The organism is Asticcacaulis sp. (assembly GCA_024707255.1).
Taxonomy (GTDB): domain Bacteria; phylum Pseudomonadota; class Alphaproteobacteria; order Caulobacterales; family Caulobacteraceae; genus Asticcacaulis.
On sequence record JANQAC010000001.1, the window covers coordinates 1,951,196 to 1,977,192 of the forward strand.

Annotated in this window: 32 protein-coding genes and 2 pseudogenes; 16 read left to right on the top strand and 18 right to left on the bottom strand. The window is 60.6% G+C overall.

Translation table 11 applies throughout. The features are described 5' to 3' along the window. The first annotated feature begins 6 nt into the window (after positions 1-6). Both NVV72_09575 and NVV72_09580 read left to right on the top strand, forming a co-directional pair. Positions 7-822: an enoyl-ACP reductase gene (locus tag NVV72_09575; protein ID MCR6659571.1), complete on the top strand. Its 816-nt coding sequence runs from the start codon at positions 7-9 to the stop codon at positions 820-822. 119 nt (positions 823-941) lie between these two features. Further along, positions 942-1,340, top strand: a complete 399-nt coding sequence (locus NVV72_09580; protein MCR6659572.1) for a metallopeptidase family protein — start codon at positions 942-944, stop codon at positions 1,338-1,340. On the opposite strand, the gene NVV72_09585 is transcribed toward NVV72_09580, so the two are convergent. The 5 genes from NVV72_09585 to NVV72_09605 all read right to left on the bottom strand — a co-directional run bounded on the left by NVV72_09585 (position 1,337) and on the right by NVV72_09605 (position 4,974). Then, positions 1,337-1,540: a hypothetical protein gene (locus tag NVV72_09585; protein ID MCR6659573.1), complete on the bottom strand. Its 204-nt coding sequence runs from the start codon at positions 1,538-1,540 to the stop codon at positions 1,337-1,339. The two genes, NVV72_09580 and NVV72_09585, sit on opposite strands and share 4 nt — an antisense overlap. Positions 1,541-1,608: 68 nt before the next feature. After that, entirely contained in the window at positions 1,609-2,727 is a 1,119-nt protein-coding gene (locus NVV72_09590; GenBank protein MCR6659574.1) for an alpha/beta fold hydrolase, read from the bottom strand. 69 nt (positions 2,728-2,796) lie between these two features. Then, positions 2,797-3,324, bottom strand: coding sequence for a DUF1700 domain-containing protein (locus tag NVV72_09595; GenBank protein MCR6659575.1), 528 nt, complete (start codon positions 3,322-3,324; stop codon positions 2,797-2,799). 1 nt (position 3,325) lies between these two features. Next, the gene (locus tag NVV72_09600) at positions 3,326-3,682 is read right to left on the bottom strand and encodes a helix-turn-helix transcriptional regulator (protein MCR6659576.1); all 357 of its coding nucleotides are present in this window, start codon (positions 3,680-3,682) and stop codon (positions 3,326-3,328) included. Positions 3,683-3,759: 77 nt separating this feature from the next. Next, positions 3,760-4,974, bottom strand: a complete 1,215-nt coding sequence (locus tag NVV72_09605; GenBank protein ID MCR6659577.1) for a multidrug effflux MFS transporter — start codon at positions 4,972-4,974, stop codon at positions 3,760-3,762. Positions 4,975-5,261: 287 nt separating this feature from the next. On the opposite strand from NVV72_09605, the gene NVV72_09610 reads away from it, so the two are divergent. The 3 genes and pseudogenes from NVV72_09610 to NVV72_09620 all read left to right on the top strand — a co-directional run bounded on the left by NVV72_09610 (position 5,262) and on the right by NVV72_09620 (position 7,067). Then, a complete protein-coding gene (locus NVV72_09610; GenBank protein ID MCR6659578.1) occupies positions 5,262-5,603 on the top strand; it encodes a hypothetical protein in 342 nt (113 codons plus the stop codon). Between the two features lie 2 nt (positions 5,604-5,605). After that, entirely contained in the window at positions 5,606-6,631 is a 1,026-nt protein-coding gene (locus NVV72_09615; GenBank protein ID MCR6659579.1) for a hypothetical protein, read from the top strand. Next, positions 6,549-7,067: pseudogene (locus tag NVV72_09620) on the top strand (methyl-accepting chemotaxis protein). The gene NVV72_09615 and the pseudogene NVV72_09620 overlap by 83 nt, the downstream one beginning before the upstream one ends. Before the next feature lie 107 nt (positions 7,068-7,174). Here the strand turns inward: NVV72_09620 and NVV72_09625 are convergent. Beyond that, a complete protein-coding gene (locus NVV72_09625) occupies positions 7,175-7,864 on the bottom strand; it encodes a glutathione S-transferase family protein (GenBank protein MCR6659580.1) in 690 nt (229 codons plus the stop codon). Between the two features lie 238 nt (positions 7,865-8,102). Between NVV72_09625 and NVV72_09630 the strand changes: the two are divergent. The 4 genes and pseudogenes from NVV72_09630 (at position 8,103) to NVV72_09645 (ending at position 11,677) form a co-directional block, all read left to right on the top strand. Then, a pseudogene (locus tag NVV72_09630) lies at positions 8,103-9,411 on the top strand (DUF2336 domain-containing protein). Between the two features lie 188 nt (positions 9,412-9,599). After that, complete coding sequence (locus tag NVV72_09635; GenBank protein ID MCR6659581.1) at positions 9,600-10,031, top strand: MucR family transcriptional regulator; 432 nt, start codon at positions 9,600-9,602, stop codon at positions 10,029-10,031. Positions 10,032-10,471: 440 nt separating this feature from the next. Beyond that, positions 10,472-10,978 (top strand): PAS domain-containing protein, encoded by a 507-nt coding sequence (locus tag NVV72_09640; GenBank protein MCR6659582.1) that lies wholly within the window; start codon positions 10,472-10,474, stop codon positions 10,976-10,978. Between the two features lie 309 nt (positions 10,979-11,287). After that, positions 11,288-11,677, top strand: coding sequence for a chromosomal replication initiator DnaA (locus NVV72_09645; GenBank protein MCR6659583.1), 390 nt, complete (start codon positions 11,288-11,290; stop codon positions 11,675-11,677). 27 nt (positions 11,678-11,704) lie between these two features. Here the strand turns inward: NVV72_09645 and NVV72_09650 are convergent, their stop codons facing one another. Together NVV72_09650 and NVV72_09655 are read right to left on the bottom strand one after the other, a co-directional pair. After that, the gene (locus NVV72_09650) at positions 11,705-12,115 is read right to left on the bottom strand and encodes a SufE family protein (GenBank protein ID MCR6659584.1); all 411 of its coding nucleotides are present in this window, start codon (positions 12,113-12,115) and stop codon (positions 11,705-11,707) included. A gap of 62 nt (positions 12,116-12,177) precedes the next feature. Beyond that, positions 12,178-13,077, bottom strand: coding sequence for a LysR family transcriptional regulator (locus NVV72_09655; GenBank protein ID MCR6659585.1), 900 nt, complete (start codon positions 13,075-13,077; stop codon positions 12,178-12,180). 107 nt (positions 13,078-13,184) lie between these two features. On the opposite strand from NVV72_09655, the gene NVV72_09660 reads away from it, so the two are divergent. Genes NVV72_09660 through NVV72_09670 form a run of 3 tightly spaced genes read left to right on the top strand, consistent with a single transcriptional unit; the run spans position 13,185 to position 15,710 of the window. Then, a complete protein-coding gene (locus NVV72_09660; GenBank protein ID MCR6659586.1) occupies positions 13,185-14,036 on the top strand; it encodes an aldo/keto reductase in 852 nt (283 codons plus the stop codon). A gap of 27 nt (positions 14,037-14,063) precedes the next feature. Continuing rightward, positions 14,064-15,212: an aldo/keto reductase gene (locus tag NVV72_09665; protein MCR6659587.1), complete on the top strand. Its 1,149-nt coding sequence runs from the start codon at positions 14,064-14,066 to the stop codon at positions 15,210-15,212. Between the two features lie 15 nt (positions 15,213-15,227). Next, positions 15,228-15,710 (top strand): heme-binding protein, encoded by a 483-nt coding sequence (locus tag NVV72_09670; GenBank protein ID MCR6659588.1) that lies wholly within the window; start codon positions 15,228-15,230, stop codon positions 15,708-15,710. A 59-nt stretch (positions 15,711-15,769) separates the two neighbouring features. Here NVV72_09670 and NVV72_09675 read toward each other — a convergent pair whose 3' ends face one another. Both NVV72_09675 and NVV72_09680 read right to left on the bottom strand, forming a co-directional pair. Beyond that, complete coding sequence (locus NVV72_09675) at positions 15,770-16,270, bottom strand: HAMP domain-containing histidine kinase (protein MCR6659589.1); 501 nt, start codon at positions 16,268-16,270, stop codon at positions 15,770-15,772. A 14-nt stretch (positions 16,271-16,284) separates the two neighbouring features. Beyond that, positions 16,285-16,548 carry a hypothetical protein gene (locus tag NVV72_09680; GenBank protein ID MCR6659590.1) on the bottom strand — a complete coding sequence of 88 codons (264 nt, stop codon included), beginning with the start codon at positions 16,546-16,548 and terminating at the stop codon, positions 16,285-16,287. Positions 16,549-16,795: 247 nt separating this feature from the next. On the opposite strand from NVV72_09680, the gene NVV72_09685 reads away from it, so the two are divergent. Continuing rightward, entirely contained in the window at positions 16,796-18,652 is a 1,857-nt protein-coding gene (locus NVV72_09685; GenBank protein MCR6659591.1) for an ATP-binding protein, read from the top strand. On the opposite strand, the gene NVV72_09690 is transcribed toward NVV72_09685, so the two are convergent. From NVV72_09690 to NVV72_09715, 6 genes are all read right to left on the bottom strand, one after another. Beyond that, the gene (locus NVV72_09690) at positions 18,649-19,071 is read right to left on the bottom strand and encodes an SRPBCC domain-containing protein (protein MCR6659592.1); all 423 of its coding nucleotides are present in this window, start codon (positions 19,069-19,071) and stop codon (positions 18,649-18,651) included. The two genes, NVV72_09685 and NVV72_09690, sit on opposite strands and share 4 nt — an antisense overlap. Then, positions 19,071-19,478 (bottom strand): DUF1801 domain-containing protein, encoded by a 408-nt coding sequence (locus NVV72_09695; protein ID MCR6659593.1) that lies wholly within the window; start codon positions 19,476-19,478, stop codon positions 19,071-19,073. The genes NVV72_09690 and NVV72_09695 overlap by 1 nt, the downstream gene beginning before the upstream one ends. A 10-nt stretch (positions 19,479-19,488) precedes the next feature. Next, the gene (locus NVV72_09700) at positions 19,489-19,899 is read right to left on the bottom strand and encodes a DUF1801 domain-containing protein (protein MCR6659594.1); all 411 of its coding nucleotides are present in this window, start codon (positions 19,897-19,899) and stop codon (positions 19,489-19,491) included. 2 nt (positions 19,900-19,901) lie between these two features. Then, positions 19,902-20,114, bottom strand: a complete 213-nt coding sequence (locus NVV72_09705; protein ID MCR6659595.1) for a hypothetical protein — start codon at positions 20,112-20,114, stop codon at positions 19,902-19,904. After that, positions 20,111-20,434, bottom strand: a complete 324-nt coding sequence (locus NVV72_09710; GenBank protein MCR6659596.1) for a metalloregulator ArsR/SmtB family transcription factor — start codon at positions 20,432-20,434, stop codon at positions 20,111-20,113. The genes NVV72_09705 and NVV72_09710 overlap by 4 nt, the downstream gene beginning before the upstream one ends. Positions 20,435-20,497: 63 nt before the next feature. After that, positions 20,498-21,400: a hypothetical protein gene (locus tag NVV72_09715; protein ID MCR6659597.1), complete on the bottom strand. Its 903-nt coding sequence runs from the start codon at positions 21,398-21,400 to the stop codon at positions 20,498-20,500. Between the two features lie 165 nt (positions 21,401-21,565). Between NVV72_09715 and NVV72_09720 the strand changes: the two genes are divergently transcribed. Beyond that, positions 21,566-21,904: a DUF1491 family protein gene (locus tag NVV72_09720; GenBank protein ID MCR6659598.1), complete on the top strand. Its 339-nt coding sequence runs from the start codon at positions 21,566-21,568 to the stop codon at positions 21,902-21,904. A 78-nt stretch (positions 21,905-21,982) separates the two neighbouring features. Further along, positions 21,983-22,363, top strand: coding sequence for a hypothetical protein (locus NVV72_09725; protein MCR6659599.1), 381 nt, complete (start codon positions 21,983-21,985; stop codon positions 22,361-22,363). 91 nt (positions 22,364-22,454) lie between these two features. Here the strand turns inward: NVV72_09725 and NVV72_09730 are convergent, their stop codons facing one another. Next, the gene (locus NVV72_09730; protein MCR6659600.1) at positions 22,455-23,531 is read right to left on the bottom strand and encodes a nitronate monooxygenase; all 1,077 of its coding nucleotides are present in this window, start codon (positions 23,529-23,531) and stop codon (positions 22,455-22,457) included. A gap of 2 nt (positions 23,532-23,533) precedes the next feature. Next, positions 23,534-24,772 carry an SGNH/GDSL hydrolase family protein gene (locus NVV72_09735; protein MCR6659601.1) on the bottom strand — a complete coding sequence of 413 codons (1,239 nt, stop codon included), beginning with the start codon at positions 24,770-24,772 and terminating at the stop codon, positions 23,534-23,536. Between the two features lie 169 nt (positions 24,773-24,941). On the opposite strand from NVV72_09735, the gene NVV72_09740 reads away from it, so the two are divergent. Then, on the top strand, positions 24,942-25,889 hold the full coding sequence (locus NVV72_09740) for a cation diffusion facilitator family transporter (protein ID MCR6659602.1): 948 nt from the start codon (positions 24,942-24,944) through the stop codon (positions 25,887-25,889). The last annotated feature ends 108 nt before the right edge of the window (positions 25,890-25,997 follow it).

Genomic DNA, 25,997 nt, shown 5'->3' on the forward strand with positions numbered 1-25,997 from the left:
GACCGCATGGCTGACGACTGGAACTTCCCCAAGGGCGAACTCATGAAGGGCAAGAAGGGCCTCGTCATGGGCGTGGCCAATGACAAGTCCATCGCCTGGGGCATCGCCTCGCAACTGGCCGCCCAGGGCGCTGAAATGGCCTTTTCCTATCTCGGTGAAAGTCTGCTGCGCCGCGTCGAACCGCTGGCGACCTCTATCGGCGTCAAGCACCTGATCGAATGCGACGTCACCTCGGACGACTCGATGGATGCCGCCTTTGCCAAACTGAAAGAAGTTTACGGCGAGATCGATTTCGTCATCCACTCGGTCGCCTTCGCCAACAAGAACGAACTGCAGGGCTCGTTCGTCGAGAACACCACGCGCGAAGGCTTCCTGCTGGCGCTGAACGTCTCGGCCTTCTCGTTCGTCGATGTGTCGCGCCGTGCCGCCGAACTTATGCCGAATGGCGGCTCACTAGTGACGCTCACCTATCTCGGCGCCGAGCGCGTCATTCCGAACTACAACACCATGGGCGTGGCCAAGGCGGCGCTGGAAGCCTCGACACGCTATATCGCCCGCGACCTGGGACCGAAGGGCATCCGTGTCAATGCCATCTCGGCCGGCGCCATGCGCACGCTTTCGCTGGCCGGCATCTCCGGTGGTCGCGGCCTACATGCCAAGTCGGGTCAGTTCTCGCTGATGAAGCAGGAAACCTCGATGGAAGGCGTGGCCGGCGCGGCCTTGTGGCTGGCCTCCGATCTCGGCTTCTCGACCACCGGCGAAGTGGTTCATGTCGATGCCGGCTTCCATGTGGTTGGTTTACCCGAAGACATCGAGGCATAAAATCGCGGTCTTTGGCCCATTGGTGCGTCGGCGTCGCTGGCCCGTATCAATATACGGGCGGCGCTAGCCTCCTGCCACTGGACTCAAATCTCACGATTTTGGGTATGGGGATTTAGTCTATGAGCCAGTTCAGTCTCGCGCCTTCACTTGACGATATCGAAACGATCGCCCGGGCAGCACTGAAACGGCTGCCCGAACCGTTTGCGGGCTATCTGAAAGGTGTGGTGCTGATCGTCGAGGACTTTCCGTCCGAGGACTTGCTCGATCAACTGCAAATCGAGAATGCCTACGAACTGACCGGGCTCTATACCGGTCGCCCGGCAGAACTTGAGGCCATGACCGGCGATCTGCCGCCGATGATCCACCTGTTCCGGCGGGCGATCATCGATGAATGGGCTGACGGTGGCGTCACACTGGAAGACCTTGTCAGCCATATTCTGATCCACGAGACCGGTCACCATTTTGGTCTGAGTGACGACGACATGGAATGGCTGGAAGGCGAACTGAAGACAGCCTAACGGCTGTGTGCCACTACCCAGTCGGTGATGATTTTCAAGGCCACGGGCGACACGGTTTCCTCGATATGCTCATATTCCGAAGGCGCCCCGGTTGTGGCGGTCTGGAGGATATGGTTGAGGCCGGGCAGTTCCGCGACGGTTGCGTCCGGATTGTTTTTTAAAGCTTCCCGGATCGCTGCCAGATCTTCCTTCGGTGACACACTGGGTGTCGAGCGCGCCATTGATTGCCAGTACCGGCACCTTGACCTTTTCGAGCATGGGCCGAGGATCAGAGCGGATGAATTCGTAAAACCAGGGTGTTGTGACCCCTGGCAAAGGCCGCATCGGCCTCGGCCTGCGTCATCTGCCCGGTGGCGACCAGATCGGTGGCCATGGTGGCGGCTTTTGCCTTCGCGTCATCGAGGCTTCCGGCCGATTTGATCATGTCAAACGCCGCCTTGTTGATCTTTTCTGCGGCGACGATGGTGGCTTCCGGCTGACCCGCCGCGCGGGCGATGGCGGCCTGCTGCAACAACAGGATCTGATCGCCGGGCAGGCCGGGGCCGGCCATCAGTACGATAAAGCTGACCGACGGATCGTTCACAGCCACGGCGGGCGCGATCAGTCCGCCTTCGGAATGGCCAATGAGGCCGACATGCGCTTTGTCGACTTCTGGGCGTGCCTTCAGCCAGTTCACGGCGGCGATGGCGTCGGTGGTGAAATCCGTCGTTGTCGCCGTTGCATAGTCGCCGGTGGATTGGCCAATGCCGCGCTTGTCATAGCGCAGCACGGCGATGCCGGCGCGATTGAGCGCATCGGCCAGCACCAGAAACACCTTGTGGCCGAAGACGTTTTCAACACGCGTCTGCGGCCCGGATCCGGCGATCAGTACGACGGCGGGGAAGGGGCCTTTGCCCTCAGGCACGCTGAATGTGCCGGCCAGTTTGACACCGGCTACGCTGTCAAAGGCGACTTCCGAAACCGTGTAGGGGCGCGGCCCGGCCGTGATGGCGTCTTCCTGCGGACGTTTCGGCGCATCGGTGACCACCTTGCCGTCGACCAGCCGCTTTAGCACCAGCGGCATGGCCTGGCCTTGAGTCCAGGTGCCGACCCAGGCCTGTTTCGTCTCGTCCCATTGGGCGTCATAGCTGCCGTTGATCCTGGTGATGGCGAAAGCGAGGTGATCCGGCGCAGCCGTTACCGTATCGGCCGGCAGAACGAACGTGCCCTGATCCGGACTCTCCAACGTGGCGCTGTACTGGCTCTGATCGTCCATTTTGATATGGACGATGATGTGCAACTGCCCCATCAGCAGCCCGCCCCAGTCGCCGGCAGGGTCTTCTGCGAACGCGGGCACGGCAACAACCAGGGCCAGACAGGCACTGAGCAGCGATGGTATCTTTTTCATGGTATTCCCCTCCCAATATATTTCGCTATATAGCGAATTAATCAAAGGTTGTCCATGGGGTCGGTGTCGCTATTCCCGGTCAGGACGTCCCTTGAGACCCTTGAGCGCCAGAACCAGGCTGAAGCGCGCCAGCCAGGCGTCGATCACCGCTATGGCAAACAGGACCGGATAGAGCCCGTTTCTCAGACGCTCGGAACCGGGCCAGAGATCGATCAGTTCCGGCCGGGCGAATTTGAGCAGCAGGCAGGCGATGGCGCCGATCGTGGTGGCGCCGAATACGAGGAAGGCAATCAGGCCCAGGGTAGCGATCAGGCTTTGCCCGGCCACGCCAAAAAGGGTTTTGGCCATTGTCAGGGCGCGGCGGCTGTCCAGCGCCTGGGTCAGGGCGTGATCGTCGAGAAAGGCGCGGGCATAGTGTTCGGCCTTGCCGAAGCCGGCCAGGGCCGAGGTGGCGCTGAGGCCCGCGGCCACACGTTCTTCCAGATGGGCGCGTGCCTCGAAAACGATGTCCTCGCGTTCTGATGCGGGCAGAGGGGCCAACACCTGTTCGAGATAGCCCAGCCAGGTATTGATGTCGGTTTCGTCCTGCGCACCCATTTCAGTTTCCCCTCTTCAGAAAGGCATTCAGGCGTTCGGTCATTTCCAGCCAGATGTCGCCCTGGGCCTTGAGTTCCGTCGCCCCAGCCGGCGTCAGGCCGTAATATTTGCGCGGATGGCTGGCGTCGGCCTCATGCCGCCATTCGGATTTGATCAGACCTGCCTTTTCCAGCCGGTGCAGCAGCGGGTAGAGCGTGCCTTCCGACAGGTCGAGTCCGGCTTCCTCATGCAGGCCGTCGAGGATTTTCAGGCCGTATTGCGTGCCATCCTGCAACAGACGCATCAGGGCCAGTTCCAGGACGCCCTTGTACATCTGGGTGCGGCGGCTTTCCGGTGTCTTGTCGGCGGCGGGCGGCACTTGAGTCTTTCATGACCAGTTGCTTTGTCATGCAAGGCATATGCCCGAATGGTGTTTCAGGCAAGTCATTTATGGCATTACTGGTTTTTATACAGTCGGCCTTTTTCTGCGGCGGCGATCAGGATAAAGGCCAGAACGCCGCAGATCAGGGCGGACAGAGGCAGCCAGTAGATATGTCCGGTCCAGCCGGCGCCGATGAAACCGGAGACGAAAGCCCCGCCCACCGTGGTGATCACGCCCTGCAGCGAGGCGGCGGTGCCCGCTACGTGCCCGACCTTTTCCATGGCTACGGCCGAGAAATTGGAGGTCGACAGCGACATCAGGCCCATGGTCAGGGCCTGCAACAGGGTGAAGCTGAGGATGGTTTCGCGGCCGCTCCATGCCCAGGCCATGTGAATGGCGGTGACCACCAGGTAACCGGTCAGGGCGGTATGCGAAATGCGTTTTGTGCCGAGCCGTTCCACCAGCGAGGCATTCAGTGCCGAGGCCGCGCCCATGGTGCCGGCGCAGGCGGCGAAAATGCCGGCCATCAGGTGCGGCTTGTGAAAAACCTCGGCGAAGATCTGGGGCATCAGAGAGACATAGGCCAAAAGCCCGCCGATCAGGCACATGATGGCGACCGAATAAAAAATTGAGCCGGGTTCGGTGATGACGAAAAAGCCGACCCGTTTCAGGTGCGCCAGATCGGGGCGATGGCGATTGTCCGGGTTCAGGGTTTCCGGCAGGCGTATCCACGCCCAGAGGGCGGTAGCGGCGCCCAGGCCGGCCATGATCAGGAAGATGGCGCGCCATGGCCAGACCAGCAGGACAAGCTGGCCCAGGCTCGGCGCCAGGATCGGCACCAGCAGGAAGACGACGAAACTGATCGACAGGACCTTGGCCATCTGCGGGCCGCTGTAAAGATCGCGGATGATCGAACGCGTCACCACGCCCGTGGTGGCGACGGCAAAGCCCTGGAAGAGTCGTAAAACCAGCAGGAAGGCGAAGTTCTGGCTGGTGGCGGCGATCAGGCCGAAGATGACATAGACTATCACCCCGGCGATCAGGACGCGTTTGCGGCCCAGCCAGTCGGAAAGAACCCCGAAGCACAGTTGACCCAGGCCCATGCCGAGGAAATAGATCGAGACGATCCATTGCAGATGGTTCTCGACGTGGACATGCAGGTCGGCGCCGATGACCGGCAGGGCGGGCAGCATGGAATCGATGCCGAGGGCGCCCAGCGCCATCAGCGAGGCGATCAGGGCGACAAATTCGGCGAAATGGGGTTTTCTGGTTTCGGCGGAAACGGGCATGGCGCTGCCTATAGGCGCTTTATATTGCGCTTGCGAGGGGAATTGACGCCGGAAACAACAAAACTCACTCAATCACCGGAAAGAGGCAGGGTCAGCACAGGTTTTGGTGGCAGCCATCGTCAAATCGAACAAGAACAGCGCCCGGTAATTACGCTCTTCGGCAGCTTAAAATGTACAATACATTTTGCAGGCTCTACCATCGGGGGCAGGCCGCGGTCAGTAACCAGCCATTAAGGTGAGCTTGAGATAACGGCAGTCTGTTTTAAAAACGGTCGAGTCGCATAAAAATGAGCCGGTTCCATGTTGAGGAAAATCACTCTGCCGGTGGATACGGTGCGCCGTTTGTTTACGGCCTCGTTTTGACCCTTGTCATCCTGGCCGCCTATTTCATGCCGCGCGCCGATTCCGATGTGGCTGTCCTTGTGTCGCCCTTCGCCGGTCGCTCGGCGGCAGGTAACGCTGTGGCGCGGGCTGACGGCCTGGTGGTCGATAGCGGTCGCTGGCCGTTCATTCTGCTGGCCCGTCCGGCGGCAACTCACGACGTCAATTTTTCCGCCCGGCTCTACAAGACCGGCGCGCTCATCGTCTTTAATCCGGGCGTCATGGCCGGTTGTTTCAAAAAGGGTTGAACATGCAGGGGCTGTATGATCTGCGCCGCCGTTTCGGAACGTTTCTGATCGGCTTTATCTGGTTCAATGTCGCACTCATTACGGCGGCGACCTTGGGCCTGCATCACGCCAACGGCATGGTCGCCACAGGCGGGGCGGTCATCCTGGCGGCCGGCGCGACCTTCTACTGGCTGCGTCATCGGGCCGGCGTCAATACGCGGGTCATCACCTCCATGGCGCTGGCCGGACTGATCTGCCTTCTGGTGTTCGCCTTCCAGGGGCATCCGTTCCAGATCGACATGCACATGTATTTCTTTGCCGCCCTGGCGCTGATTGCCGGCTGGTGCGAATGGCGGGCGCTGGTGGCTTTTGCCGGCGTAGTGGCGGTGCATCACCTGGCGCTGAATTTCATTCTTCCGGCGGCCGTTTTCCCCAGCGCCAGCAGCGAAATTTCACGAGTCTTGCTGCACGCCGTTGTGCTTGTCCTCCAGACCGGCGTGCTGATCTGGGTGGTGCGCAATCTCGAAATCCGTTTCCAGTCCACCGATGACGCCCTGGCCGCCGCCCAGGCCGCCGAGGAGGCTGCGCAAAATCTGACGCAACAACAGATTACCGCCCGCGAACAGGAAGCGCGGGAACACGCCCGCCAGAATACACTGTCGGAAGCGTTTATTGCCCGTATGCAGACACGCATCCAGGGCCTGCGCAGCGATTCCGAACATCTGGCGAATACGGCAGACATCCTGTCCCAAGCTGTCCACGATACCACGCATGTTGCGCAATCGGTAGTGGAAGAGGCCCGTGCCACCTCGCACAGCGTCGAGACGGTCGCCTCCGGTGCCGAGGAGCTGGCGGCTTCGGTGCGTGAAATTCAGTCCCAGGTCCATCATTCCGCCGAAGTGGCGCAGGTTGCGGCGCGCGAAGCGGTCAGCACCCAGCAGAATGTGGCGCAACTGTCCCCTGGCGGCGCAGAAGATCGGCGACGTCATCGAGCTGATCCGTGCCATCGCCAGCCAGACCAACCTGCTGGCGCTGAACGCCACGATTGAAGCTGCAAGGGCGGGCGAAGCGGGCAAGGGCTTTGCCGTTGTGGCCACCGAGGTCAAGACGCTGGCGGCACAGACAGCGAAAGCGACCGATGAGATTGAGGCATCCGTCAGCGATATCCGCCATTCCACCGAGGTGACCGTTGAATCGATCTCCGCCATTCTGGGGACGATCAACAGCATTTGCGATGCCACGGCATCTATCGCCAGTGCGGTGGAGCAGCAGGGCATGTCGACGCGCGATATCGCCGACAATACCCACCGGGCAGCCCGCGGCACCTCGCGTGTCACGGAAAGCATAGAGACCGTCCACGCCACGGCCGACAAATCGGAAGCGGTATCGGCACAGCTCAAGACCATGTCCGACACCTTGCTGGCCGCTTCAGCGGACATGCGCAGCGAAATCGAGACCTTTTTCTCGGACGTAAAGGCGGCTTGATCAGCCGTCCTGTCGGACGTTCCAATCAAGTTTTTTTGAAGAGATACGCCGCATAAGCGACGGCACGCGCTTGCGCTTGTCAAAATTCGAAACCGAATTTTGGAGGGTTATTTCGCGCGATAATCGGCGATCACCTCGCCCACCGCGGCGATTTCGGCCTCGTGCGGGGCGTCGCGTTCGGTTTCGGCTATGCCAGCCTCGTACCAGTCTTTCATGGCGGGATGTTGCAGCATGAAATCGACATACGCGCGCGCCTCCCTGCTGAGATCGAAGCCCACGCCATAGGTCTGGATACGGAAGACGACCGGCGCATAGAAGGCGTCCACCGCCGTAAAGGTGCTGCCGGCGATATACGGGCCGCCGAAATTCGTGAAGCCATAGCGCCAGATATCATCGATGCGCGCCAGGTCGCGGATCAGGGCTGGCGGTGTGTCGAACATCTTGACTCGGACGCCGACATTCATCGAGCACAGGCTGCGCAGGGCGCTGAAACCGGAATGCATTTCCGCGGCGGCGGAGCGGGCGAAGCTGCGCGCTTCTCGGCTGGCGGGCCAGACGCTGGGATGGTCTTCATAGACGTGTTCGGCAATCGCCAGGGAGTCCCAGATCGTCTGCTTGCCGTCGATCAGGGCCGGCACCAGGGCGGTGGGAGAGAATGACTTGAAGGCGCTGTTGTCGGGCGTGAAATAATGCTGGTGCTCGATGAAGGGAATATCCAGCGCCTTCAGCAGCACCCAGGGGCGCAGCGACCACGACGAATAGTTCTTGTTGCCGATATGCAGTTCATATTGGGGCATGGGTTGTTCTTTCCAAAAGCGCTAAACAATGCGCGGAAAGTGACGAAAGCGGCATAAATTTGCCAGAGGGTTTTCCTGCCAAATGACATCGATTTTTGGCCAAAAGTTTTTCGCTCAAAGGCCGCTAGGCTCGCCGCATCAGCGGCGGCGTGCAGTCGCACGCTTCCGGCTCTGGTGAGGCAGGCTCATCAGAGCCCGGTTATACAAAAGATTAACGGATGCAGGCGATGATGCCGGCATGGTCAGTTCCCTAGCCCGTGCCGATTCCCCTGCCGAAACCGATGATTTCGCGGCGGGCGAAGGCATTGAGGGGGCGCAAGCCTCCGAACTGGACCAGATTTTCGACGATATCATCGCCGAGGCGCCGCCGCCGAAAAACCAGGCACGGCATGTCCTCTTGAAGCGCCTGGCCGATGTCGTCTGCCTGCCCGAAAGCCGGATCAATGCCTTTGAACGCGCCGTCACCGCCGATCTGCTGGTCGAGATGCTGCGGGAATCGGCCCTGCATGATCGGATACGGGTCGCCAAACGCGTCAGCATATTGGGCGAAATCCCCAATTCGCTCACCCGGATGCTGATCACTGACGACGCCGAGGTGGCGCGCGCGCTGATCGAGGATTGCAGAATCCCTGAGTGACGCCGATCTGTACTACTGCGCCAAATTCGGAAATCACCATCATCATATGCTTCTGGCCACGCGCAAGGAACTGTCGAGTATCCTATGCGAATACCTGGTCGATACCGAAAACATGCCGGTGATCGAGACCCTGCTGAAAAACCAGCGGGCGCGTCTGTCGCAGCCGGCGCTGGAAGCGACGGTGGCCATGAGCCAGACCCATCCGCAGCTTATTCCGCTGATCATGAAGCGCAGCGAACTGCGGCCGTCATCGGCCTATGTGCTGTTCTGGTGGGCGGAGGCGGACTGCCGGCGTCTGATCCTGACCCGGTTCGGCGTCAACCGCGAAATCATGCAGGACATGGCCTCGGATGTCTTCGCCATGATGGCCGCCGAGAAATGGCAGGATCCGCTGGCGCGCAAGGCGCTGCAATTCATCGAGCGCCGCCAGCGTAACCGTGAGGCGCTGGAGAAAAGCCCGTACACCTCGCTGGAAGCCGCCATTGCCGAGGCCGCGCGCCAGGGCATGACGCGCCATATGGCCGAGGAAATCTCGTATATGTCGGGCATCAAGCCGGCCACTGGCGCCAAGCTGATGCGCGACCGCGGCGGAGAAGGGCTGGCCGTGCTGTGTAAGGCGACCGGCCTGTCGAAAAAGGCGCTCAAGGCCTTGTGGAAGGCGTTGCGCCGGCCCCTGCGCACGCCGGAGGGGCTTATGCACCCGCACCTGGCAGAGGTGCTGATCACTTATGATATCCTGGCGGTTGATCGCGCCCAGACCGTGCTGCGTTACTGGAACTGGTCTCTGTCCTCGGCCCTGACCCATGTCATGCTGCGGGCGATTTCCAACGGCGAGGATGTCGATCTTGACTCGCTGAGCGTGCCGCAACGCGCGGCTATGCTGGCCTTTGCCCAAGATTTAAAAAGCTAAGCGGCGGCGCATTCCGGATATAGACGCAGTCAGTGATTCGCCTAAACAGGTCTGAACTGTCTTTAATTGGCGTATATCAAGTAATTCATCACTCACATCTGTGGTCTGTGCGTTTTTTTTGACGATAAGGCTTGAATATTGCAGTGTGCTGTCATAGGTAAAGTCCACAAAGTGCAAAGGACAATATAATGGAAAGCAAGACGGACACCCTGGACATGACGGCGGATATCGTTTCTGCCTTTGTCGGTAATAATTCCGTGCCGGCCAGCGAACTGCCTTCGCTGATCCAAAGCGTTTATGCTGCGCTCAACTCAATTTCTTCCGGCGAAGAAACCAAGGTCGAAGCCCCCAAGGAGCCGGCTGTTTCGGTCAAGAAGTCAATTTCTTCCGATTTTATTGTCTGTCTCGAAGATGGCCGCAAGTTCAAGTCGCTGAAGCGCCACCTGCGTACCAAGTACGGTATGAGCCCGGAAGACTACCGCGCCAAGTGGAACCTGCCCAAGGATTATCCAATGGTCGCCCCGAACTATGCCAAGGCGCGTTCGGACCTGGCCAAGCAGATGGGCCTGGGCCAGGGTGGCCGCCAGGTCACCCGCAAGGGCCGCGCCAGCAAGGCATAGGCTTGCGCCTCACTCAGACTTCCAAAGGCCCCGGTTGCATAAGCCGGGGTCTTTTTTATTTCAGGATCACCATACGGATCGCATTTTTATACATAGTGGCGGGACTATATTCCTGTGGCCAATATGACTCAATTGGCCAGAGTTTGAAGCAGGGGCAGCCTCGCAAAAGGTACGTATGCCTTGGCTGAGGCATGTTAATCCCCATGAAACAGCGGATTAGCGCGTTCTGGATAAAGTCTGCGTTAACCCTTTTTTGCTTGCCAAGGATTCACCAGTTAAGAGAAGGTGAATTTGGGTGATTCGCGGGTATGGACTGTTCTATACAGACTTGATTCAAGTGTTCGCGTCTTGTTCCATTTTGTAGGTGTGTATGCGAAGACCTTATCCTTGGTTTTTCCAGTGGAACGGGGTTTAGCGAAGGGGCAGACAAACTTTTACTTATGGCTGGTTTAGCTTCGGATATGTTGGCGGCCCTGCGCTCGCACGAAGATGTCTTTCGTTACTGGAAGAGTCTGCGCCGGTGCGGCAGGCTGCCCTCGCGGCAAGACCTCGATCCGGTGGCGATCAAGCGCCGCCTGCCGACCATCAGCCTGATCGACGTGCTGTCCCCCAATCCTGAAAACAATCCCGAAGTCTTCCGCCAGCGCCTGGCCGGCACCGAGCTTTTTGCGGCCTATGGCGAGGAAATTACCGGCAAGCGGCTTGACAGCATCTATACCGAGCCGGAGGCGCAATACTGGGCCGAACACCTCACCTTCGTTGTCGAGACCGGCAAACCGAACGTCGGCCTCCATTCCATGGCCTGGCGCGGCGCCAAGGGCCTCAGCCTGTTCTGGTTGCGTCTGCCCCTGGCGTCCGATGGCGTCAATGTCGACATGATCCTGGGCCATGATGCCCTGATCGGCAAGGTCGATCTGGTGCAGTCGGGCATAAGGTCCGCTTCGTAAGCCTGCTCGGCGGGCACAGATCCTGCCGGAAACGGCCGACGGGCCGTGCTTCGTCCCTTTATTCCTGGACGTTTAAATCGTCTATGCCCGTTTTTGTGAAGATAGGTGGCGCATGCAACCTAAGATAATTTTAAATAAAAATAACTCGATTAACACGCATTAAAAAGGAAATTATACCTATTCACATTTTTGGATAGGAAAGTTATCCTCTCCCCTTGGGGCGCGCCTATGATTTTACCGTGGGTTACACACGGTACACAGGCGATGGGAGTTCAGATGATAAAGGCACAAAATACAGCAGATAATTTTATGCGCGACAGCCGGTCGCAGGGGCGCGGCGATGGCTTGCGGCGCGACGTGGCGCGCGCCCTGTTTGTCATGGATCTGGTGGCGCTGGCGACGGGCGTTCCCGCGGAGCAAATTCGCAGCGCGACCCGTGGCCAGGCCCGTGCGGCGCGGGCGCGGCAGGTGGCCATGTACCTCGCCTATGTCAGTTTTGAATGGCCGCTGGCGCGTATCGGCGCGGCTTTCGGCCGGGATCGCACCACGGCCGGTTATGCCTGCCGCCTGGTGGAGGATCTGCGTGACGACCGGGCTTTCGATATTCGGCTGGAGCATCTGGAAAAATGCCTGAAAAGCGCGCCGGACCCGTTCGATGTCAAGCTGCTCAGCACCAACCTGATGGAAATGGTGGCGTAAAGGAAAGGTGCCGAGAAAGGTTACGGCTCAGGCCGTCGCCCTTTTCAGGCGCTCGACCATCGACATCAGGCCGTTGGTGCGCTGGGAGGACAGCGCTTCGTTCAGGCCCAGTTTCGCCAGCGTATCGCGGATGGAGAAATCCTGGATTTCGCTGTAGGGCAGGCCGTCGAGCAGGCGGATCAGCACGGCGATCAGGCCCTTGACGATAAAAGCGTCGGACTCGCCGCGAAAGCGTAAAATACCTTCCGGGCCTTTATCCATCACCAGCCAGACCTGCGAGGCGCAGCCCAGCACCTTGGAGGCGTCGGTCTTTTCTTCCGGTTTCAGCGGCGCCAGGTCCTTGCCGAGATCGATGATGTAGCGGTAACGCTCCTCCCAGTCATCGAACAGCTCGAACTCGTCGAGCAGATCATTCAGGCGGGTTTGGAATTCGGACATAAGGGCGCTCTTGATGGACTTTCGTCTATATGTCGGTTTACAGCGCGGGGTTCAAGCGCGGATCACACGCGTTTATAGCGCAAGGCGGCAATAAGCACGGAAAGCGCCGGCGCTGTTTGCCGTCGGCTTGGGTAGTACAGGTGATATCCGGCAAAGGGCGCGCACCAGTCTTCCAGCACGCGGATCAGCCGGCCACCTTTTACATGAGAAAGTATCTGATCTTCAGGGACATAGGCCAGTCCCAGGCCATTGAGTGCGGAATTGATCCTGAGCGACAGATTATTATAAACGAGTTGGCCGTCGACGCGCACATTCAGTTCGCGCCCTTCCTTTTCGAATTCCCAGGAAAAGAGACCGCCATAGGTCGGAAAGCGCATATTGATGCAGTTATGCGTGGTCAGGTCGTGAGGGGTGACGGGTATCTGACGATCCGAGAAATAAGCCGGTGATCCGACCACGGCCATGCGCATGTCGGGGCCGATCCGCACCGCGATCATATCCTTGGCGACCTGTTCGCCCAGCCGGACACCGGCATCGAACCGGTCGGCCACGATATCGGTCAGGCCGTAGTCAACGATGATCTCGACATGAATATCCGGGTGCGATGGCAGAAAGCCTTTCAGCGCCGGTTCAAGAACGGATATGGCGGCGTGCTCACCGGCCGTTATGCGTATCGTGCCAGCGGGTTGCGCCCGCAAGGCCGTAAGCGCGGTCAGTTCGGTCTCGATTTCCTCGAAACGGGGCGCCAGGGTCCGCAGCAGGCGCTCACCGGTCTCGGTTGGTGATACGCTGCGCGTGGTCCGGGTGAGCAGCCTCAGGCCCAGCCGCTCCTCAAGGGCGCGGATAGTCTGACTCAAGGCGGATTGCGAAACGCCGAGTTTGGCGGCCGCGCGTGTAAAACTGCGCGCCTTCGCAACATGGGCGAATGCCGCCAGATCGTCAAAGCTGGGCGCAGAATTCATTAGCACACCTTATAACAGCATCCCGATTATAGCGGCTAATCGAACTGATCCCAAGGGTTTAAACTCCGTGCCGATGATATGCTTTGAGGCGCGGAAGGAACACAGACGTGCAAGATGTAACCCTGAACAATGGTCTCTCCATGCCGATCCTGGGCTTCGGCGTTTTTCAGATACCCAATCCAAAAGAGTGTGAGCGCTGTGTTATTGACGCCATTGAGACCGGTTATCGTCTGATCGATACGGCGGCCTCGTACCTCAATGAAGCTGCCGTTGGCCATGGCATCCGGAACAGCGGCATGGCGCGGGGTGACCTGTTTGTAACCAGCAAACTATGGGTTCAGGATACCGGCTTCGAGAAGACCAGGGCGGCGATCGACGGGTCGTTGCAGCGCCTGCAACTCGATTATCTGGACCTGTATCTGATCCATCAGCCATTTGGCGATGTGCATGGCTCGTGGCGCGCCATGGAAGAGGCGTACAAGGCGGGCAAGCTGCGCGCCATCGGCGTCAGCAATTTCCAGCCGGATCGTCTGATGGATATTAAAGCCTTCAATGAGATCGCGCCGGCCGTCAATCAGGTGGAGGTCAATCCCTTTCAGCAGCAGATCGAAAGCGCGGCCTTTATGAAATCGATCGGCGTGCAGGCCGAAGCCTGGGCGCCCTTTGCCGAGGGCCGGAATGGTCTGTTTGAGAATGAAATCCTTGTTGGCGTAGGCAGGAAACATGGGAAATCGGTCGGGCAGGTCGTCCTGCGCTGGCTCGTTCAGCGGGGCATCGTGGCCCTGGCGAAGTCCGTGCGTAAAGAACGCATGGCCGAAAACCTGGCCGTTTTCGATTTCGAGCTGGATGCCGCCGACATGGCGCAAATCGCTGCACTGGACACCCAAACGAGCAGCTTCTTTTCTCACCGCGATCCCGAAATCGTCAAATGGATGAGCGAGCGCAAGCTCGACATCTGAGCGCACAGCAATAAACGGAGGCTACGCATGACTGACTCAAATCTTGTTCACCGCCGCCATGTCCTCTTCGCGGGTGCCGCGACCGGTGCGCCCGCCTTACTGGCTTCGGGAAACGTGAGGGCCGCTTCTCAATCGCCCGCCCGGCCACAAGCCGCGGAAACCGGTCGTCGCAAACTGGGAACTCTGGATGTTTCGGCCATCGGCATCGGTGTTCAGAATATGAGCCGCACCTATCAGACGACGATCCCGAGCCGGCCGGAAATGATCAGCATCATTCGCGCGGCCTACGACAAGGGCGTGACCTTTTACGACGCCGCCGAAGCCTATGGGCCGCTCGAAGTGGAGCGCATTCTCGGCGAGGGCGTCGCGCCGTTTCGTGACAGCGTCCAGATAGCGACCAAGTTTGGCTGGAATATTGATCTGGAGACCGGACAACGCCTTCCGGGACTGAACAGCCGGCCGGAACATATCAAGGTGGCGGTTGACGCCATGCTGAAACGCCTGCGCACCGACCGCATCGATCTCCTCTATCAGCATCGCGTTGATCCGGCGGTGCCCATTGAGGACGTGGCCGGCGCCGTCAGTGACCTCAAGGCGCAGGGTAAGGTTCTGCACTGGGGGCTGTGCGAAATGGGTCTGAACACCCTCAGGCGCGCCCATGCCGAATTGCCGGTCACCGCTGTCGAAAACGAATATTCGATGTTATGGCGTGGCCCTGAAAAGGCGGTTATTCCGCTCTGCGAGGAACTGGGGATAGGGTTTGTTCCCTGGAGTCCGCTGGGCGTCGGCTTCCTGACCGGCGCGATCGACGCCAATACGCGTTTCGCGGATGGCGATATCCGGAAGGTCGAGGGGCGGTTCTCGCCGGAAAACCTGCCGAATAATCTGAAGCTGGTCAGCCTGCTGACAACCTGGGCCGAACGAAAGCAGGCGACACCGGCGCAGATATCCCTGGCCTGGCTGATGGCGCAAAAGCCGTGGATTGTACCCATTCCGGGCACAACACAGATGGCGCATATGCGGGAAAATACGGGCGCGGCATCCGTTCGCCTTACCCCGGCCGAACAGGCAGAATTGAATGCGGCGGTTGCCGCCATCGATATTCAGGGTACGCGGCTGCCAGACGCTGTACAGCGTTTCTCAGATGTCGAAGCGCCGCCCGTCACGCGTCCATAAAAACGGAGCAACGATATGACCCTGCTCAGAATAAGCCTCCTGGTCTGCGCCTTTTTGGTGGCGGCCCCTGCCAGCGCCAGCGCGCAAACGGTGACGCCCGGCCGGTATGGGCCGCCAATTCCCGTGAGCGAAGCGCAGGGGATTATCAATCGGGGCATGGCAGCCAGCGCCGCTAAAGGACTCACCATGGCGTTCGCCGTGGTCGAACCATCCGGCGAACTTGTCGCCTTCGCCCGCATGACAGATGCACCCTATGCGTCGACGCAACTCGCCCAGCAAAAGGCGCGAGCTTCCGCTCGGCTTCGGCTTCCGACCGCAGAACTCGAAACGCGGGTTCAGACGGGCCGCATGGTCCTTCTGTCGTCCGACGAGGTCCTCGCGGTTGGGGGCGGCGTGCCGATTGTTGTGGACGGCCGGGTGGTGGGCGCCTTGGGCGTATCGGGCGGGACCGCAGCTCAGGACGCTGAAATCGCCGTGGCCACCCTCTCCCCGCGATGAGGGGCCCTCGGGTTGCATAATGGTCTCATTGTTCTTTGCGAGACGGGCTTGCCAGGTGGCTAAACCGCCTTCAGCCGGACAATCGCTTTCAGTGCCTCGCCCTTGCGCGACACGACGCCGAAGGCGCCGCCCATGGCCTCGGCATTGAGCCGGACCACGGCCCAGCCCAGGCCCGCGCCCTCGTGGCGCCGGTTCTCGGCGTTCTCGCCCTGCTCGAAGGGCTTCATCAGCCGCTCGACCTCGCCCTGGTCGGGGGCATCGCCACGATTGAAGACGGTCAGGATGACATGGCCGTCCGCCTGCCGGGCATTGATTTCGACGATCTCACCGGCCGGGCTGAATTCGATGGCGTTGCGCAGAAGATGATCGAGGCAAGAGGCCAGCCCGCGCGGGTCCAGCCAGGCGTGCAGGTCCTCATCAACGATACGGTTGTAAAGCGTGACACTGCCCGCCGTGGCCTGAGAGCGAAGCTTGGCGATGGCTTCCTCGATGATCGGCAGAACCGGCTCGTTCATCGGCGCCAGTCCGCCGCCGCCTTCGAGGCGCACGATATCGAGCACATTATTGAACAGGTTCAGGAGTTTCTTGCCGCTGTCACGGATAATGCCGGCATATTCGACATATTGCGGCGAACCCAGGGGCCGTAGAGTTCCTGGTTCAGGATGTCGGAAAAGCCGATAATGCTGTTGAGCGGGGTGCGCAGTTCGTGGCTGACCATGCGCAGGAAGGCGCGCTTGCCAAAGTCCCGGCCAGATTCTTTCGCAGCGTCTTCCGCCGCCGCGTCGCGGGCGGCTTCCAGGGGCCAGTTTGGCGCTTCGGCCGGCTGCGGGACAGACATACAACACCCTGAAGGCGGCGCGGTGGTCAGGACGCGCGGCACAAAATCCCAATTTAGGCAGGGGGTATTAAACATCGGTTACCCCGGCCCGTGCCATAGTTAAAAAGACCCGGTTTTGTAATGTGAGACGCCTGGAATCTCCCGCTGTGAGGGATATCCGTGGGCAATGTCACATTTCTGGCTAAAATTCAGATGTTTATTATATAGGCCGGGATGTTTTTGTTCGTCTTTAGGGAAATACGCAGGCGTGTCGCTTAAAGCCTACTTTCAGGATGAGGCCCCGAATACTGCCGAGGGCGGGGCTGGCCTGCGTTCTTTTGGTCCGCGCCTGCCCGGCCTGCGCTTAAGCGTCGTGGTCTGGCATCTGTGCTGGGCGGGCTATACGCTCTTCGGGCTGATGGGCCTGCTGCTGCTGCCGGCCTCGCCACTCGTCATCGCGGCGCTGGTGGCGATCACCATACCCGGCGCGGCCTGTGTGATCCTGCTCAGCCGTGACAGCCAGTTCATGCGCCAGGCCCTGATGTGGGTATGGGCCGTGGGCGCCCTGCTGGCCGTGGCCTTCACCGGGGGCATATCCGGGCCGCTGGCCGTATGGTGCATCCTGCCTCTGCTGGCGGCGGTGGTGCTCAATCAGCGCACCCTGATCACGCTTGGCGCTTCCCTGGCCTTCGGCATCACCTTGTTCGGGATCATGATCAGCGTGTGGCACGGCATCATATTGCCCGACGAACAGGAAGGTTTCTGGCTGTCGGTTATCGCCAATGTGTCTATCGTGGCCGGATTGGGTCTGGCGGTTCTGCCCGCCCTGCGGATGCGCTCCGAACGCGCCAGCGAGGCCGAGGAGACCCGCGACCGCCTGCTGAAAATCCTGACCGAACAGCCCGGCCTGCTGATCTGCCTGGATGGCGATGGGCGGGTTGTCGCGGCCTATGGTGAGGCGCCGGCGGGGCTGGACCTCAAGGCGCTGCTGCAACTGGGGGTGCCGGCTTCGGCGCATGTGCCAGACCGCATGGCGGTCAAGGCCGCAATCGAAACCGCCGTCATGGAGGGGCGGGCCGATATCGGCTTTACGCCCCACGCTGCCATGGATCATTACGTGCTCCTGTCGCTGCGTCGCGGCGTTGATGGCCGCGTCTATGGCGTCATGCACGACGCCTCGCTGTCGCACGCCCACGAAGCCTCGCTGGAGGCGGCGCGCATCGAGGCCGAAAACCTGAACAAAGGCAAGACGCAGTTCCTCGCCAGCATGAGCCACGAACTGCGCACGCCGCTCAATGCGGTCATCGGTTTCTCGGATATCATGCGCCTGAAGATGTTCGGTGAACTGCCGCCGAAATATGCCGAATATGCGCAACTGATCTGGGAATCCGGCCAGCATGTGCTCGACATGATCAATGACGTGCTCGATATGTCGAAGATCGAAGCGCAGAAATACGAACTGGCTTTGGAAAGCTTCGATATACGTGAGCCCGTTTCGGCGGCACTGCGCCTGATCCGCGGTCAGGCGCATGAAAAGGCCATTGATATTATCAGCCAGATGCCGGAAATGCCGCTTCTGGTCAGCGCCGACAAGCGCGCCATCAAGCAGATCTGCCTGAACCTGCTGTCGAACGCGGTGAAATTCACGCCGCAGGGCGGCGATGTGCGACTCAGCCTCAGCCAGCGGGAAGACGTGGTCGATATCGTCATTACCGATACCGGCATAGGCATTTCGGCGGAAGACCTGAGCCGGATCGGCCAGCCCTACGAACAGTCCGGCCCGGCGGAACAGAGGGCGATGGGCACGGGGCTCGGCCTGTCGATCGTCAAGGCCATGGCGCATCTACTGGGGGGCAGCCTGACGCTTTCCAGCATCCTGGGCGAAGGGACGACCGTGACGGTGTCCTTGCCGGTGGTGCAGGCGGACGAACAGCCGGAACTGCCCATGCCCATGCCGGTCAACAACCGGCCGGTCCAGGCGGAACCGCAAGGCGTGGTGCAATCACTGGAAGCCTTTGCCGGGGCCGCCCAGCAGGCGATACATAATCCGCTGGAGGATATCAGCCATACGCCGGAGTCCTTAAGCCGGTTCAGCGATTTCGTGATCCGCCCGCCGAAGAGCTAGAGCGCCGCCACAACGGTTTCCAGCTTGCCGAGGAACCCCTGCCAGCCGTGCAGGGCGCCGCCGAAAGCCTGCTTCTGGTCCGGACGGAAGCCGGCCTGTTCCACGCGCAGATGCGTGCCGTTTTCGGTTGGCGTCAGGGTAAAGGTCACCACGCTGCGCAAATCATAGGCGGCGTTGTCATTGGCGAAGTCCCAGCGATAGGCAAGGGTCCTGCACGGTTCGAGCGTGAGTACCTCGCAATCCAGCACGCCGCCCCAGTCGCCGCGCAGGTTGAATTTATGGCCGACCGCCGGCTGGAAATCATTCTTCATCAGCCAGTCTTCCATAAGATGCGGCTGGGTCAGGGCGCGCCACAGCTTTTCCGGCGGATGCGGAAAGTCGCGCTCGACGACGACGGAACGGGTTTCGACAGCGGTCATCAGGCTTTGCCCTTCTTTGGCTGGCTGCTATTCAGGTCTACGGCGGCGCGAACCAGAGCCTTGAAGGCTGCCTCGTTGATGGCGTCGCCTTCGCGGAAATCGATGGCGCGGCGGGTGGCGCCTTCCAGGCTGGAATTGAACAGGCCGGCGGGATCGGCCAGCGATGCCCCCTTGGCGAAGGTCGTCTTGACGGCGGCCTTGTAGGTCTCCCCGGTGCAGATGATGCCGTCATGCGACCATACCGGAATATTCCATTTCCATTCCTCGACCACCTCCGGATCGGCCTCTTTTATCAGGCGGCGCAAGGTGGTCAGGGTGTCGCCGCGCCAGTCCGGATATTCGGCGATGTTTTCGTCGATCAGTTGCGTGGCGGGAATGCCGGCGGTGCTCTTCAGCGGTTTTTTCATGGGCGTTTCCTTATAGTTTCTGGCCGGGCAGATTACTGGCCTGCCTGATCCAGCCGGCCAGTTGCGCCTCATCCATGGCGTCGTTTTCGCGGATATCGAGGTAGCGTACGTCTTTCTGTTTTGAAGTGCCGGGCGGCAGCGGATCGAGATGCGCGCCATTGAAAAAGGCGATCTTGATATAGTTCGTGAAGCAGTGAAGGCTGAGAAACCAGCCCTTTTCCGACGTGCCGTAAAAGGGCGAATTCCATTTGACCGCCTTACGCACATCGGGGATCGTGCGCTCGATCAGGGCATCAAGCCGGGCTCCCACCGTGCTTTTCCAGCCGGGCATGGCGGCGATATAGGCTTGCACCGGCGTGTCGCCATAGCCCTTGGCGATCTGCGGATTACCGCCTGAAAGCAGGTGTGGCGCGTCTGACATGATCAGTTCCCCAAAGTTGCGCGTGGCCTGATATAAGGCAGGGCGAACATGTAAAGCCCGGTGAACAACAGATAAAAAAGCGGCGGCAGCGGCGCATAGGTCAGCCAGGTCATCGGATGCTTCAGGGCCATGGCGACGAAGTTGCCGGCAACCAGCAGGGCAAAAACGATCGATACCCAGCGGTGGCTCTGGCGTATCCAGTGGTTGAGGGTCATTGGTCCATCCTGTTCAGCAGGTTTTCAAGATCATCGAAGCGGCTTTCCCAGAAGCCGGCCATCTGGCTGGTCCATTCCATCAGCGGAGACAGCGCGCCGATTTGCGCACTGTAATGGGTCTGGCGGCCATCGACGCGGCCACGCACCAGTCCCGCCTCTTTCAGCAGGCTGAGGTGTTTGGAAACAACGGGCTGGGAAACGCCGGCCTGTTCGGTCAGACCGCCGACCGTTGTTTCGCCGTCGCGGCACAGGCGCTCGAAGATCGCGCGCCGCGTCGGGTCGGCCAGGGTGCGGAACAGGATGTCGGGCGAGGGTGTCAATTCATACCTCAATAGCTATGAATTGACGTATAGCTATTCAGCTATGGATGAGTCAAGCCCAAATCAGAGGCGCGTATTGACCTGATTATGCGTGTAGGGCGCCGGCAGAGCGACATAGCTCAGGCCGGTGATGAAATCGCCGACCTCGAAGCGGGCATAGAGCGGGCCTTTATCGGTCGAGAACTCGACCACAATATCCTCGCGCGGATCGAGCCTGGCGATCGCCAGCCAGGCACGGCTGGGGAAGTCGAAACGCTGGGCGGCTTCCGGTGCCTGCGTGCCGGCATAGGTGCCGGTCAGGGTGAAACCGGCGATATTGGTCCTCAGGGCAGGGCGCAGGTCTGTAGTGACCTCGCTGATGCCGCTGGCCATGAAGCTCAGTGAGCTGTAATCGGAAAAGCCGACGGGCAGGCTGTCGCTGAGGCCATAGGGGGCGCGGTTGATCATGCCTGAGGTCAGGATATCGGTATTGCGCACCAACAGGCGGGCGCTGTAAGGGCGCAGGCCATCCTTGAAATGCGCCATCAGGCTGAAACTGTTCTGATGCAGGCCGCCGTAAAGGCCGAAGGCCATGTTGGCCTGGTCGGTGTTTTGATATTGCACCAGCCGCCACACCTGATCATCGCCATAGGCGCGGTTGGCGCGCCATTCGGTGCGGCCGGAAGACAGTTCGAGATGCGGCACGGCCATGAAGCGGCGGAAGCCACCCTCGGCGGTATTGACCTCGGCCATCAGTGACGGCGCGGTGCAATCGGATTGGTCTGCTGCGGCCTTGGCCTTTTCCAGCCAGGGCGCCAGATAGGCCATGCTGAGGCCGGCGCGCAGCGCATCGTTACGGGCCTGCAGATATCCGGCCTTCAGCGCCTGGCTGGTCGGACCATCGAGCAGGTGGCAGCGCGCATCGGCCTGCACCATAAAGTATCGCTTGACCACCGGCAGGGTATAGTCATCCGCGGTCTGGGCCACCAGCGGCGCCGTTATGCACGTTGTCGCGACAGCGGCCGCAAGCACAAGCTTTTTGACATAAGGACGGAGGTTCATAAAACGGCTTTACAGGGACTGTCAGGAATGTCTTTTCATCCTTTATAGACCATCAGGCTTTAGACGGCGTTTCCAATCAGGGTTAGCCAAATGTTACTATCAAGCGACCTCTGGGTCAGCGCCCTGGTGCGCCGGGTCGAGCAGGCGGGCAGTTTCGCCTATATCGCGCGGCGAGGGGATAAGGCGTTCGGCGCCGTGCTGGTCAAGGTGCTGAACCTGAAGACGCGCGAGACCTATGTGCTGCGCGAGGCGCAGAAAGGCGAGGAAAGCGTGTGGATGCGACCGGTCGAGACGAAGGACGAGGCCGATCTCGACGCCTGGATCGCGCGGCAGGCCCGGTATGATCCGGACATATGGGTGGTTGAAATCGAGGATCCGGAGGGCCGCCATTTCCTGACCGAGAAGGTCGAGGATATGATGAATCGCTGATTTACCTTGTCTTTCAACGGAATAACAAAACCTCTGGGTTAGGGTGAGCATCGATCACAACCAAGTACAGGTAGCGTTTTGTATTTTCTGCTGAATGACCTCATCCTCGATATCGACGCTACGCGCATGATGCAGCCGCTGGACGCCGATCGCTTTTCCGCGCTCAGCGCCGATTACATCGCGCAACTGGGCAAGGAAATGTTCGCCGAGGATGTTCAGGCGCACCGCAATAATCCCGAACGTGCCCGCCGGCTGGCCTACCTGATCCACCTGAAGATGCCGCGCATCAATGCGGCCCAGTTTTTCGTCACCTCAACCGGCGGCGGACTGGAAAGCGTGGATGCCAGCTTCAAGTCGCTGAACGAGATGGCGATGGAACTGATGTTCGCACAACAGAAGATAGGCCAGCTCGACACCCGCAAGGTCGATAACGAGGTCTGGCACCGCATGGCCGCCTAAGCCCATTCTTGTACCTCCCCGCCTGTCGGGGAGGGGGACCGCGCTCGAAGAGCGGGGTGGTGGGGGCTCTTTCTGTCGTAATCCGTTATTGTTATCGCGCCAATGCCTCCGCCGCTAGTGCCTTGGTCAGGCTGGCCGCGTCTGTGGGTTTCGTCAGAGCCACAGATTGTCCGGCCCACAGATTGCTGAATTCCGCGGCGCCATTAAGCGTCGCGCTGGCTTTCAACGGCGCAAGTGCCCCGCCGGCCAGGGGAAAATCCGGCGCCAGGTCCGACAGTGGGCCCAGTTCCCGCATGGCGCGGTTGCTGATGCCGCGCGCCGGGCGGCCGGTGAAGATATTGGTGATCTGGGTGCCGTCGTCAGTCGCGCTCATAAGCGCCATCCGGTGCGCGTCGCTGATGGTCGCCTCTTTCGTCAGCAGATAGGCCGTGCCGACCTGGACCGCCGAAGCCCCCAGCAGCAGCGCGGCGGCCACGCCACGGCCATCGGATATGCCGCCGGCAGCGATGACCGGCACCGATACGGTATCCGCGATCTGCGGCACCAGGGCGAAGGTGCCGACCTGGCGCGACATGTCCATTTGCAGAAAAGAGGCGCGGTGGCCGCCGGCTTCCGCGCCCATGGCGATGACCGCGTCCACGCCCCGCGCCTCCAGCCAGCGCGCTTCGGCAACCGTCGTGGCCGAGGACAGGATTTTGGCGCCGCTGGCCTTTACGCGCGCCAGCAGGTCCGGCGTCGGCAGGCCGAAATGGAAGCTGACAATGGGTGGTCTGATCTCTTCGACCACGCGGCACCAGGCATCATCGAAGGGTGCGCGGGTCGACATTGGCACAGGTGTATCGGCGGGCAGGCCGGCCTCTTCATAATAGGTCGTCAGATGCCGCCGCCACGCCGCCAGTCGCGCTTTCACCGCCGGATCGTCCGGGCTCGGCGCGGCATGACAGAAGAAATTCAGATTGAAAGGCGCAGCGGTCTCCGCCCGGATTTGTCGCACGGCCTCACGCACTTGTTCAGGCGATAACTGTGCGCAGGGCAGGGCGCCGAGCCCGCCGGCCTGAGCCACGGCGACCACCATTTCGACGCCATTCGCGCCCGCCATCGGCGCCTGGAGAATTGGCAGGTCGATACCCAGCAGGTCCAGGATGCGGCGGTCTTTCCAGGCGGTCATGTCTACCTCTTGAAAAAGCCGAGCGGAATCGCCGCCGCCATGGCCGCCGCACCGGCATCATTGGGGTGCAGGTGGTCACCGACATCGTAATCGGCGCGCAGGTGGCCCGGTGCGGCGGGGTCTTCCACCGCCTTGTCGAAATCGATCACGCCATCGAAGACGGTCTGGTGCCTGATCCAGGTGTTGATCGTCTGGCGGCGGGCTTCCTTTTCGTCGGAATAATAGCCCTCGAAAACCGTGCCGATAAAGGGTGTCAGGGTGGCGGCATAGATTTTCAGGCCGCGTTCGTGGGCGCGCGCCGCCGTCTGGCTCAGGCCGTCGATCAGGTCTTCCGCCGAAACATAACCCTCCGAGCCTGGTCCCTGTGCGTGCCCCAGATCATTGATCCCGATGAGCACGATGACGGCAGCGGCATTCGGCTGGGCCAGCACATCGCGGTCGAAGCGCGCCAGTCCGCCCTCGCCGAAGCGTGCCCACTGGCCGTGATGCAGCAGGCGGTTGCCGCTCAAACCGGCATTGACGACGCTGAGCTTGATGCCTGCCTCATGCAGGCGACGGCTCAAAAGCTCAGGCCAGGTGCGGCCCTGGTCGGGGGTGATGCCGTAGCCATCGGTGATCGAGTCACCAAAGGTGATCAGCGCCGCTTTCGCCGGCGAGCCGGAAACCTCGACCTCGGCCAGCCAGGGGAAGGCGTTGCCGATACCGATATCGGATTTTGCTTCGGGCAATTCAGCGGCGCGGCTGACGCGGCCGTCGGCGACATAAAGCACGCCACGCTGGATATCGTGAACCGTCACCAGCGGGGTTTCTTCCGGTACATATAGACTAATCGCCAGGTCGCTGTCGGCGGCCACCGTCATCGGCAGGGGATCGCTAAGCACATAGGCGCCGGGCGCGATGGTGACAGTGGCGCGGCCATTGAAGGTGACGGCTGTATCCGCGGCCGGATCGATGCGGCTGCCCTTGAGGCGTTTCGCCACGCGGATATCCTCCAGTTTCAGCGGGGCGGTGCCATAGGCATTGGAGAGACGCAGCCGCACCGAGGTGCCGCCGGCGCTGATCCGCACAATCTGGCGCAGGGTCTTGTCACTGATTTTCGCCTCGACACCGGAGGGCTCTGGCGAAGCATACCAGGTGGGAACCCACTTTGCGGCCGTGTCCTTCGCCGTAGCCGGCAGGGCCGGCATGGCCGCCAGCAGAAGAAGGCTGAAAAGAGCGGCGCGGCGGGTGGTGTGAAGCATGGCGGTGTCCCTGTTGTATGATCGCAGCAATCGCACAGCCGGAATAGTCCGTCAAATGTGATGTTATAATGTTTTAACCTGTTGATTTGGATATTTATTTATGTGCGCCACTGGTCTTGGGCACGCAAGACTTCTAAGCTGGCGGCTTAGTTAAAGCCGAGACTTGCACATGGCCCACGATCATCACGACCATTCTCATGACCGCGGCCACGCGCATGGCGGGCACGGCCATTCCCATGCTTCCACGGATTTCGGCACACGTTTCCTGTGGGCAGCGGCGCTCAATGCCGCCTTTATTCTCGCCGAGATCATCTACGGCCTGAAGGCCAATTCGCTGGCCCTGCTGGCCGATGCCGGCCATAATTTCAGCGATGTGATTTCGCTGATCTTGTCATGGGCGGCATGGTGGCTGGCCAAGAAAAAGCCGGTGGCCGGATTCACCTATGGTTATCGCGGCGCCTCGATCATGGCGGCCCTCTTCAATGCCATCCTGCTGATGGTGGCAGTTGGCGGCATTGTGTGGGAAGCCGTGCAGCGCTTCTCGTCGCATGAAGCGGTGCAGGGTGATCTGGTGATGTGGGTGGCCGGCGCCGGTATTCTGGTCAATGGCTTTACCGCCTGGCTGTTTGCGCAAGGACAATCTGACCTCAATATCAAGGCCGCCTTCGCCCATTTGGCGGCCGATGCCGTGGTATCGGCGGGCGTGGTGATCGCCGGTCTCGTCCTGCTGCTGACCGGCTGGGCCTGGCTCGATCCGCTGCTCAGCATCGTGGTCTCGGCGGTGATCGTCTGGGGCACCTGGGGCCTGTTGCGCGATTCCGTGCGCCTCAGCTTGCAGGGCGTGCCGCCGCATATTGATTTTGCCAAGGTCAAGGCGTTCCTGGCCGGACAGCCGGGCGTGACCGATGTCCATGACCTGCATATCTGGGGGATGAGTACCACCGAGGTGGCGCTGACCGCCCATCTGATTATGCCGGGCGGCCATCCGGGCGATGCTTTCCTGCATGAACTGGCCGAGGAACTGGAACACCACCACGGTATTATCCACGCCACCATCCAGATCGAGATGAGCGATGGCGCGCATCCGTGTGCCCTGGCGTCTGACGAGGTGGTGTAACCATCTCCTCCCCATTTCTTAAATGGGGAGGTGGCGGGCTTGTCCCGCCGGAGGGCGCCCCTCCGTTATTTGCTACGCAAATGCCACCTCCCCATCGCAAGCGATAGG

What these genes read in the sequence shown, in the direction of transcription:
- NVV72_09575 (MCR6659571.1), top strand. Translation starts at nt 7, where the DNA reads ATGGCTGACGACTGGAACTTCCCCAAGGGCGAACTCATGAAGGGCAAG.
- NVV72_09580 (MCR6659572.1), top strand. Translation starts at nt 942, where the DNA reads ATGAGCCAGTTCAGTCTCGCGCCTTCACTTGACGATATCGAAACGATC.
- NVV72_09590 (MCR6659574.1), bottom strand. Translation starts at nt 2,727, where the DNA reads ATGAAAAAGATACCATCGCTGCTCAGTGCCTGTCTGGCCCTGGTTGTT.
- NVV72_09595 (MCR6659575.1), bottom strand. Translation starts at nt 3,324, where the DNA reads ATGGGTGCGCAGGACGAAACCGACATCAATACCTGGCTGGGCTATCTC.
- NVV72_09605 (MCR6659577.1), bottom strand. Translation starts at nt 4,974, where the DNA reads ATGCCCGTTTCCGCCGAAACCAGAAAACCCCATTTCGCCGAATTTGTC.
- NVV72_09610 (MCR6659578.1), top strand. Translation starts at nt 5,262, where the DNA reads ATGAGCCGGTTCCATGTTGAGGAAAATCACTCTGCCGGTGGATACGGT.
- NVV72_09615 (MCR6659579.1), top strand. Translation starts at nt 5,606, where the DNA reads ATGCAGGGGCTGTATGATCTGCGCCGCCGTTTCGGAACGTTTCTGATC.
- NVV72_09625 (MCR6659580.1), bottom strand. Translation starts at nt 7,864, where the DNA reads ATGCCCCAATATGAACTGCATATCGGCAACAAGAACTATTCGTCGTGG.
- NVV72_09635 (MCR6659581.1), top strand. Translation starts at nt 9,600, where the DNA reads ATGGAAAGCAAGACGGACACCCTGGACATGACGGCGGATATCGTTTCT.
- NVV72_09640 (MCR6659582.1), top strand. Translation starts at nt 10,472, where the DNA reads ATGGCTGGTTTAGCTTCGGATATGTTGGCGGCCCTGCGCTCGCACGAA.
- NVV72_09645 (MCR6659583.1), top strand. Translation starts at nt 11,288, where the DNA reads ATGCGCGACAGCCGGTCGCAGGGGCGCGGCGATGGCTTGCGGCGCGAC.
- NVV72_09650 (MCR6659584.1), bottom strand. Translation starts at nt 12,115, where the DNA reads ATGTCCGAATTCCAAACCCGCCTGAATGATCTGCTCGACGAGTTCGAG.
- NVV72_09655 (MCR6659585.1), bottom strand. Translation starts at nt 13,077, where the DNA reads ATGAATTCTGCGCCCAGCTTTGACGATCTGGCGGCATTCGCCCATGTT.
- NVV72_09665 (MCR6659587.1), top strand. Translation starts at nt 14,064, where the DNA reads ATGACTGACTCAAATCTTGTTCACCGCCGCCATGTCCTCTTCGCGGGT.
- NVV72_09670 (MCR6659588.1), top strand. Translation starts at nt 15,228, where the DNA reads ATGACCCTGCTCAGAATAAGCCTCCTGGTCTGCGCCTTTTTGGTGGCG.
- NVV72_09680 (MCR6659590.1), bottom strand. Translation starts at nt 16,548, where the DNA reads ATGTCTGTCCCGCAGCCGGCCGAAGCGCCAAACTGGCCCCTGGAAGCC.
- NVV72_09690 (MCR6659592.1), bottom strand. Translation starts at nt 19,071, where the DNA reads ATGACCGCTGTCGAAACCCGTTCCGTCGTCGTCGAGCGCGACTTTCCG.
- NVV72_09695 (MCR6659593.1), bottom strand. Translation starts at nt 19,478, where the DNA reads ATGAAAAAACCGCTGAAGAGCACCGCCGGCATTCCCGCCACGCAACTG.
- NVV72_09700 (MCR6659594.1), bottom strand. Translation starts at nt 19,899, where the DNA reads ATGTCAGACGCGCCACACCTGCTTTCAGGCGGTAATCCGCAGATCGCC.
- NVV72_09705 (MCR6659595.1), bottom strand. Translation starts at nt 20,114, where the DNA reads ATGACCCTCAACCACTGGATACGCCAGAGCCACCGCTGGGTATCGATC.
- NVV72_09720 (MCR6659598.1), top strand. Translation starts at nt 21,566, where the DNA reads ATGTTACTATCAAGCGACCTCTGGGTCAGCGCCCTGGTGCGCCGGGTC.
- NVV72_09730 (MCR6659600.1), bottom strand. Translation starts at nt 23,531, where the DNA reads ATGACCGCCTGGAAAGACCGCCGCATCCTGGACCTGCTGGGTATCGAC.
- NVV72_09735 (MCR6659601.1), bottom strand. Translation starts at nt 24,772, where the DNA reads ATGCTTCACACCACCCGCCGCGCCGCTCTTTTCAGCCTTCTTCTGCTG.
- NVV72_09740 (MCR6659602.1), top strand. Translation starts at nt 24,942, where the DNA reads ATGGCCCACGATCATCACGACCATTCTCATGACCGCGGCCACGCGCAT.